Origin of the sequence: Microbacterium sp. (assembly GCF_032084865.1) — a bacterium.
GTDB lineage: Bacteria > Actinomycetota > Actinomycetes > Actinomycetales > Microbacteriaceae > Microbacterium.
Window position 1 is genome coordinate 1 of the sequence record NZ_DAMDLU010000132.1, and the last position, 7981, is coordinate 7981.

7 protein-coding genes are annotated in these 7981 nt (G+C 69.8%); all 7 read left to right on the top strand.

The window, feature by feature from the left end:
- Positions 1 to 476, top strand: a 476-nt coding sequence (locus tag RT309_RS12160) for a hypothetical protein (protein WP_313357396.1), incomplete at its 5' end; no start/stop codon positions are given.
- Between the two features lie 20 nt (positions 477 to 496).
- Entirely contained in the window at positions 497 to 2296 is a 1800-nt protein-coding gene (locus RT309_RS12165) for a penicillin-binding protein 2 (protein WP_313357398.1), read from the top strand.
- Positions 2297 to 2326: 30 nt separating this feature from the next.
- Positions 2327 to 3739 (top strand): UDP-N-acetylmuramoyl-tripeptide--D-alanyl-D-alanine ligase, encoded by a 1413-nt coding sequence (murF, locus tag RT309_RS12170; protein ID WP_313357399.1) that lies wholly within the window; start codon positions 2327 to 2329, stop codon positions 3737 to 3739.
- Complete coding sequence (gene mraY / locus RT309_RS12175) at positions 3736 to 4836, top strand: phospho-N-acetylmuramoyl-pentapeptide-transferase (protein ID WP_313357401.1); 1101 nt, start codon at positions 3736 to 3738, stop codon at positions 4834 to 4836. Before murF ends, mraY begins: the two co-directional genes overlap by 4 nt.
- Positions 4833 to 6335: a UDP-N-acetylmuramoyl-L-alanine--D-glutamate ligase gene (gene murD, locus RT309_RS12180; protein WP_313357403.1), complete on the top strand. Its 1503-nt coding sequence runs from the start codon at positions 4833 to 4835 to the stop codon at positions 6333 to 6335. Before mraY ends, murD begins: the two co-directional genes overlap by 4 nt.
- Positions 6336 to 6348: 13 nt before the next feature.
- Positions 6349 to 7575 carry a putative peptidoglycan glycosyltransferase FtsW gene (locus RT309_RS12185; protein ID WP_313357405.1) on the top strand — a complete coding sequence of 409 codons (1227 nt, stop codon included), beginning with the start codon at positions 6349 to 6351 and terminating at the stop codon, positions 7573 to 7575.
- The coding region (locus RT309_RS12190) for a glycosyltransferase (RefSeq protein WP_313357407.1) at positions 7572 to 7981 on the top strand (410 nt) is incomplete at its 3' end. The genes RT309_RS12185 and RT309_RS12190, both read left to right, overlap by 4 nt.

The window sequence follows — 7981 nt, forward strand, 5'->3', positions numbered from 1 at the left end:
ACGCAGCCCTCGCCGTCGGCGGCGCCCTCGCGATCGGCGCGGCGCAGATGGGCTTCTCGCTCGCCACCACTCAGGACGCCTTCGTGCTCGCCGGGCTGAACACCCAGCAGCACGAGCTCGGCCTGCAGAAGCAGGCGCTGCACGAGCAGCTCATCGGCATCAGCTCGCCCCAGTCGCTGGCGAAGAAGGCAGATGCCATGGGGCTCGTCGTCGCCGGCTCCGCCTCGTACCTGCGCCTCAGCGACGGGCAGATCCTCGGCGCCGGAGACGGCGCGAGCGGGGCATCCACCGTCAACCCCAACGGGGGGACCGCGGTCGGCAACGCCCTGCTCGTACCACCGCCCGCACCGCCCGCCGACACGGTGCCCGACGACGGGGGCCTCGCCGACGGGGTGTCCGACGCCACCGTCGTCCCACCCGAGCCCGCAGGTCCTCCGGTCGTCACCGGCGGCCTTCCCACCCCTGTCACCCGATAACCCACCGCACGGAGACGCGCATGACGACTCGAGCCACTCGTTCACAGCGGCGACGCACAGTCGTCGCCCTCGCGGTGATCCTCATGGTGCTCGGCGTCTTCGTGTTCCGCCTCGTGGACATCCAGGTGGTGCACGCCGACGACCACGTCGCCGAGGGCGTGAACACCGGCAACCTCGGCTCGACGCAGGTCATCGCCGGTGCGCGCGGCGACATCACGGACGCTGCCGGCACCGTGCTCGCCTCCAGCGTGACGGTGTACGACGCCGAACTCTCCCCGGTGCTGATCCGTCAGTTCGAAGAGCAGACCGACAAGCGGAAGAAGCCGAAGCTCGACTGGGACGCGGCCAGCGAGCGCATCGCCCGCATCGCCGGCCTCAGCGCCGACGACCTGCGCGGCAGCCTCGCCGAGAAGCTCGCGGAGGATCCGAACTCCCAGTACCTCCCGCTCGCCCGCGGGCTGAGCACGGAGCAGTACCTCGAGCTGCGCGCGCTGAAGGCCGACCAGGGGCTCGCGTACATCGCGATGACGCCGCGGTCGGTGCGGGTCTATCCGAACGGTGCCGTCGCCGGCAGCGCGCTCGGCTTCCTCGACGGCTCGGGTACCGCCCAGTACGGCGTCGAGCGCATCGCCGACGAGTGCCTCACGCCCGAGAACGGCGAGATGACCTATCTTCGCGGGCAGGGCGGCGTGAAGATTCCCGGCAGCGAGCAGATCACCCCGGCCACCGACGGCGGCACGGTGGAGCTCACCATCAACAGCGACCTGAACTGGTATCTGCAGCAGATGCTCGCTGAGGAGGTGCAGAAGCAGGGCGCGCAGAGCGGCACGGTCACCGTCGTCGAGGTGAAGACCGGGAAGATCCGCGCCATGGCGGAGGCACCGACCGTGGACCCCAACGACGTCGACGGCGTGCCGGCGAGCCTGTGGAAGTCACAGATCTTCACCCACACCTACGAGCCCGGTTCGACGTTCAAGCCGATCACCGCCGCGACGCTGCTCGAGGAGAAGGCGGTCACGTCCGACACCACCGTGTCGGCGGCCAGCCGGGAGCGCTTCCCGAACGGCGCCAACATCGGTGACGCGTTCTCGCACCCGCGCTACGACTACACCCTCGCCGGCGCTCTCATCGACTCGTCGAACGTGGCACTGTCGAAGTTCGGCACGATGGTCTCGCCCGAGACGCGCTACGAGTACCTGAAGAAGTTCGGCGTGGGTGAGAAGACCGACATGCGCTGGCCCGCGGAGGAGCCGGGCGGGGTGGCACCGGCCGAGAAGTGGGACAACCAGACCCTGTACACCACGACCTTCGGACAGGCGTTCACCGTCACGCCCGCGCAGGTGGTGAGCGCCTATCAGACCCTCGCGAACGACGGCGAGCGGATCGGCCTGAGCCTCATCGAATCCTGCACCGACAGCGACGGCGAGGTGCACCGCACGAACACCGAGCGCGAACGGGTCGTCTCGGCCGACACAGCCGCGCAGGTGCGCCGCATGCTCGAGAACGTGGCCGTGCAGGGCGGGCTCGCCGACACCGTCGCCGTTCCGGGGTACCGGATCGGCACCAAGACCGGCACCGCGCAGACGCCCGACGGACATGGCGGGTACAAAGCCGGGGTGTACGAGACGAGCATCCTCGGGGTGGCTCCGATCGAGGATCCGCAGTACGTCGTGATGGTCACTCTCGACGAGCCGACTAGGATTACATCATCCGCGGCCACTGCGCCTGCTCTGCAGAAAGCGCTCACTCAGGTGCTCAAGACCTACCGCGTCGCCCCCTCTTCGCAGCCCATGGACGAGCTGCTCCCGAAATTCGACTAGCCGGCATCCCGCCGCGCAAGGAGATGCAACATGATCGCCCTTCCGCTCGGCGAGATCGCCGAGATCCTCCGCGGCGAGCTGCGCCCGCACGCCGCCGACACGGCTGACACCGTCGTCGACGGCGTCGTCGACACCGACTCCAGGGAGATGGGCCCGGGCGCGATCTTCGTCGCCAAGCCCGGTGAGACCACCGACGGGCACCGCTTCGTGCCGGCCGCCGCCGAGGCCGGCGCCGTGCTCGCCATCGTGGAGCGCCCCGTCGAGGCACCGATCACGCAGATCGTCGTCGCCGACGCCGTCGCGGCCCTGGCGGATCTCGCGCGAGAGGTTGTCGCGCGCGTGCGCGCCGCCGGTCGGCTGCAGATCGTGGGCATCACCGGGTCGAACGGCAAGACCACGACGAAGAACTTCCTCGCGCGCATCCTCTCCGACGAGGGTGAGACGGTCGCGCCCGTCCGCTCGTACAACAACGAGGTCGGCGCGCCGCTGACCATGCTTCGCGTGACACGCGACACGCGCTATCTGGTCAGCGAGTTCGGCGCCGCCGGACGCGGCAGCATCGCGCGCCTCGCCGGTCTCGTCGAGCCCGACGTCTCGGTCGTGCTGATGGTCGGCCTCGCACACGCCGGGGGATTCGGCGGCATCGAGCAGACCGCGCTGGCGAAGTCCGAGCTGGTCTCCGCGGCACGCGCCGACGGCACTGCGGTGCTGAACGTCGACGACCCGCGGGTCTGGGCGATGCGCCGCATCGCCGAGGAGCGGGGCATGTCAGTGGTCGGGTTCGGCCAGCATCCGGATGCCGAGGTGCGTGCCGACCGCATCGAGGTGACCTCCGACGGCACGACCGCGGCCGTCATCGCCGACGGCGAGGAGACCCCGCTGCGGCTGCAGGTGCTCGGCGCACATCACGTGAACAACGCCCTCGCCGCGATCTCGGCGGCCCGCGTGCTCGGCGTGCCGGTGCGCGAGTCGATCAGCCGTCTGGAGACGGTGCGGATCGCGGAGCGCTGGCGCATGGAGCCGATGGGATCCGACCGCGTGCGGATCATCAACGACGCCTACAACGCGAGCCCCGACTCGATGGCCGCGGCTCTGCGCACCCTCGCTCAGATCTCCGGCCCCGGCGAGCGGACGGTCGCCGTGCTCGGCGCGATGAGCGAACTCGGCGAGACGGCAGGGGAGGAGCACGACCGCATCGGGCTGCTCGCCGTGCGGCTGAACATCCAGCGCATCGTGGTCGTCGGCGCCGACGCGAGGCGTCTGTACCTGGCCGCGGTCGGCGAGGGGTCGTGGGACGGCGAAGCCGTCCATCTGCCCGACCAGGACGCGGCCTTCGAGTATCTGAGAGTCGAGCTGCGCGACGGGGACCGGGTGCTCGTCAAGTCTTCCAACTCCGCAGGGCTCCGGCACCTCGGCGATCGTCTGGGAGAATCGTTCTCGTGAGGTCTTTGTTGATGGCGACTGCGATATCGCTCGCCTTCTCGCTCTTCCTGACGCCGGTCTTCCTCAAGGTGTTCCGCCGGATCGGCTGGGGGCAGGTCATCCGCACCCCCGAGGACATCGCCAACCCGAGCCATGAAGCCAAACGGGGCACGCCCACGATGGGCGGCGTGATCTTCATCCTCGGCACGATCGTCGGGTACTTCGCCGGCAGCTTCTTCGGTGGCACGACCCCCGCCCTGTCGGCCATCCTCGTGCTGTGGCTGATGGTCGGCTTCGGCATCGTCGGCTTCATCGACGACTACATGAAGGTGCGCAGCCAGCGCAGTCTGGGACTCTCGGGCTGGCGCAAGATCGTCGGCCAGCTGCTCGTGCTCGTGCCGTTCGGCATCGTGGCGCTGAACTTCCCGAACCGCCTCGGCCAGTACCCCGCCAGCGGCTACGTCTCTCTCTTCCGCGACATCTCGTGGCTGAACCTGTTCGCCTTCGGTGCGGTGCTCGGCTGGATCCTCTACCTGATCTGGGTGTCGGTGATCGGAGTCGCCACGTCGAACAGCGTGAACCTGACCGACGGGCTCGACGGCCTCGCCGCGGGAGCGGGCGTCTTCGTCGTGGGCGCGTACAGCCTCATCGCGTTCTGGCAGTTCAAGCAGTCGTGCGTGGGATCGCTGATGGCGCAGGCCGGATGCTACGAGGTGCGCGAGCCGCTCAACCTGGCGACGGTCGCGGCCGCGTTCGCCGGCGGGCTGGTCGGCTTCCTGTGGTGGAACGCCCCGAAGGCGAAGGTCTTCATGGGCGACGTCGGCTCGATGGCGATCGGCGGTGTCATCACCGCCATGGCGATCCTGACCCGCACCGAGCTGCTGCTGCTGGTCATCGCCGGCATCTTCGTGCTGTCGTCCGGGTCGGTCATCCTGCAGCGCGCCTACTTCAAGATCACCCGCGGCAAGCGTCTGTTCCTGATGAGTCCGTTCCACCACCATCTCGAGATGCGCGGCTGGGCCGAGGTCACGATCGTCGTGCGGCTGTGGATCATCGCCGGACTCCTCGCGGTGTCGGCCGTGGGACTCTTCTACGTCGACTGGCTGATCCAGGCATGAGCGCCCGGCTCGACTCGCTCACCAGCTGGCGCGCCGACTGGTCGGGGCTGCGGGTGGCCGTGCTCGGCCTCTCGATGACGGGATTCTCGGCCGCCGACACCCTCACCGAGCTCGGCGCCGAGGTCCTCGTGCTCTCGGAGAGCGCGTCGGACGAGTACGCCCGCCTCCTCCCCGTGATCGGCGCGCGCCTCGAACTCGGCTCGCTGTCGGAGGTGCCCTCGGCGCTCAGCGACTTCGCTCCCGATGTCGTCGTCGCCTCTCCCGGGTTCCCGCCCTCGCATCCGGTGATCCGCTGGGCGCAGCAGAACGGGATCGCCCTGTGGGGCGACGTCGAGCTGGCCTGGCGGGTGCGTGACAAGGTGCTGCGTGCCGACGGGACTCCGGCCGAATGGGTGCTCATCACCGGCACGAACGGCAAGACCACGACGACCCAGCTCACGGCGACTCTGCTGCAGGCCGGCGGCCTGCGCGCCGCTCCCTGCGGCAACATCGGCGTCCCTGTGCTCGATGCCGTGCGCGATCCCGGTGGCTTCGACGTGCTCGTCGTCGAGCTGTCGAGCCACCAGCTCTGGTACATCGGGCAGTCCGCCGCGGCCGGTCAGCTCGTGCCGCACGCCGCCGTCTGCCTCAACCTCGCCGACGACCACCTCGTCTGGCACGGCAGCGCCGACGCGTACCGCGAGGCGAAGTCGTTCGTGTACCGGCACACGAAAGCGGCCTGCGTCTACAACAAGACCGATGCCGCGACCCTGCGCATGGTCGAGGAGGCGGATGTCACCGAAGGCGCCAGAGCGATCGGCTTCGATCTAGGCACCCCCGGCCCCAGTGATCTGGGCGTCGTCGAGGGGATCGTCGTCGACAGGGCCTTCCACGACGACCGCCGCCACAGCGCCCTCGAGCTCACGACCGTCGCCGAGCTGCGCGAGGTCGGACTCGACGCGCCGCACATCGTCCAGAACATCCTCGCCGCGTCGGCGCTCGCCCGCTCTCTCGGCGTCGCGCCGTCCGCCATCCACGACGCCCTGCAGGGCTTCGCGCTCGACGCGCACCGCATCCAGGTGATCGCCGAGCATCGCGGCATCCGCTGGATCGACGACTCGAAGGCGACGAACCCGCACGCCGCGGCGTCGTCGCTGCGCGCCCACCCGGGCGCGGTGTGGGTCGTCGGCGGAGATCTCAAGGGCGTCGACCTCGCCGCGCTCGTCGCCGGCGCCGGCCGCACGGCCGCCGCCGCGATCATCATCGGCGTGGAACGCGATCCCGTTCTCGCGGCATTCGAGCGACACGCATCGCAGGTGCCCGTCTTCGAGGTCGTCCCCGGTGAGACTGGGGAGGTCATGGATCGCGTCGTGGAACTGGCGACGGGGATCATCGACGGTGAGGGGACGGTTCTGCTGGCCCCCGCCGCGGCATCCTTCGACCAGTTCTCGAGCTACGCGGACCGAGGAGAGCGCTTCGCGCAGGCGGTGCGCGCATGGATCGAGCGATCCGGATCATAGACGGAGAGGGCGGATGACGCAGACGACCAGCCCTCCGCGCACCGGCGACCGCGGCCTCGCCGCCCGAGTCCTGCTCGGCAGGCGGTTCACGCCGCCGACCACGGAGTTCGTGCTCATCGCCTCGACCGCGCTGGTGCTCACCGTCTTCGGGTGGGTCATGGTGCTCTCCGCCACCAGTGCGAGATCCGATCCCTGGGACGGCGCGCTCAAGCAGGGGATCTTCGCCATGCTCGGCATCCCGCTGATGCTGCTGATCAGCCGGATGCCCGTCGCCTTCCTCGGCCGGATCGCCTGGCCCGCGCTGATCGGCGCCACCGCGCTGCAGCTGCTCGTGTTCGTGCCGAGTCTGCGTGTGTCGTCCTACGGCAACACGAACTGGGTGAACATCGCGGGATTCCAGCTGCAGCCGTCCGAGTTCCTCAAGCTCGCCCTCACGCTGTGGATCGCCTTCGTCCTGCTGCGCAAACGCGCACGCCTGGGCATCTGGCACCACGTGTTCATCCCGGTGGTGCCGGTCTCGATCATGGTCATCGCCACGGTGCTCGGCGGTGCCGACCTCGGGACCGCGATGATCCTCGTGCTGATCGTGCTCGGCGCCCTGTTCTTCGCCGGCGTCAAGCTGCGGCTGTTCATCCTTCCCCTCATCGGCGGTGTCGTGGCGGTGCTCGGCTATGCGCTCACCAGCGACAACCGGATGCGGCGCATCCTGTCGGCGTTCGATCCCGAGTCGTGCGACCCGACGAAGGAGTGCTACCAGGCGGTGCACGGCATGTGGGGGATGGCCAACGGCGGCATCTTCGGCGTCGGGCTCGGCAACTCGCAGGAGAAGTACGGCTGGCTGCCCGCTGCCGAGAACGACTACATCTTCGCGATCGTCGGCGAGGAGCTCGGCCTGATCGGCTGCGTTCTGGTGCTCGCCCTGTTCGCCGTGTTCGCGATCGGCGTCTTCCGCATCGTGCGCCGCTCGGCCGACCCCTTCGTGCGGGTCGCCGCCGGCGGCATCGGAGTCTGGATCCTGGGTCAGGCGCTGGTCAACATCGGCGTCGTGCTGCGCGTGTTCCCGGTGATGGGCGTGCCGCTGCCGTTCATGTCGCAGGGCGGCACCGCGCTCATCTCGGTGCTCGCCGCGTGCGGCGTGCTGCTGGCCTTCGCCCGCACGCTCCCGGCCGTGAAGGCAGCCGACCCCGCTCAGCCGACGCGCGGACGAGGCGTGGCGGCGCAGGGTAGGGTCACGAGGTGACTTCTTACCTCCTCGCCGGCGGTGGCCCCGCCGGCCATGTCAATCCGCTGCTCGCCGTCGCCGATCTGCTGCGCGATCGCGCCGACGGCGACGTGCTGGTGCTCGGCACGAAGGAGGGGCTCGAGGCGCGTCTGGTGCCCGAGCGCGGCTACGAGCTGCTCATCGTCGACAAGGTTCCGTTCCCGCGTCGCCCCGACGGCGCGGCGGCCGTGTTCCCGGCACGCTTCCAGCGTGCGGTGTCGCAGGTGCGCCAGCACATCCGCAGCCGCGGCGTGGACGTGGTGGTCGGCTTCGGCGGCTACGCCTCCGCCCCCGCCTACGTCGCCGCCCGGCGCGAGCGCGTGCCCTTCGTCGTGCACGAGGCGAACGCCAGGCCGGGCCTGGCGAACGTGCTCGGCGCCCGCAC

What these genes read in the sequence shown, in the direction of transcription:
- RT309_RS12165 (WP_313357398.1), top strand. Translation starts at nt 497, where the DNA reads ATGACGACTCGAGCCACTCGTTCACAGCGGCGACGCACAGTCGTCGCC.
- murF (WP_313357399.1), top strand. Translation starts at nt 2,327, where the DNA reads ATGATCGCCCTTCCGCTCGGCGAGATCGCCGAGATCCTCCGCGGCGAG.
- murD (WP_313357403.1), top strand. Translation starts at nt 4,833, where the DNA reads ATGAGCGCCCGGCTCGACTCGCTCACCAGCTGGCGCGCCGACTGGTCG.
- RT309_RS12185 (WP_313357405.1), top strand. Translation starts at nt 6,349, where the DNA reads ATGACGCAGACGACCAGCCCTCCGCGCACCGGCGACCGCGGCCTCGCC.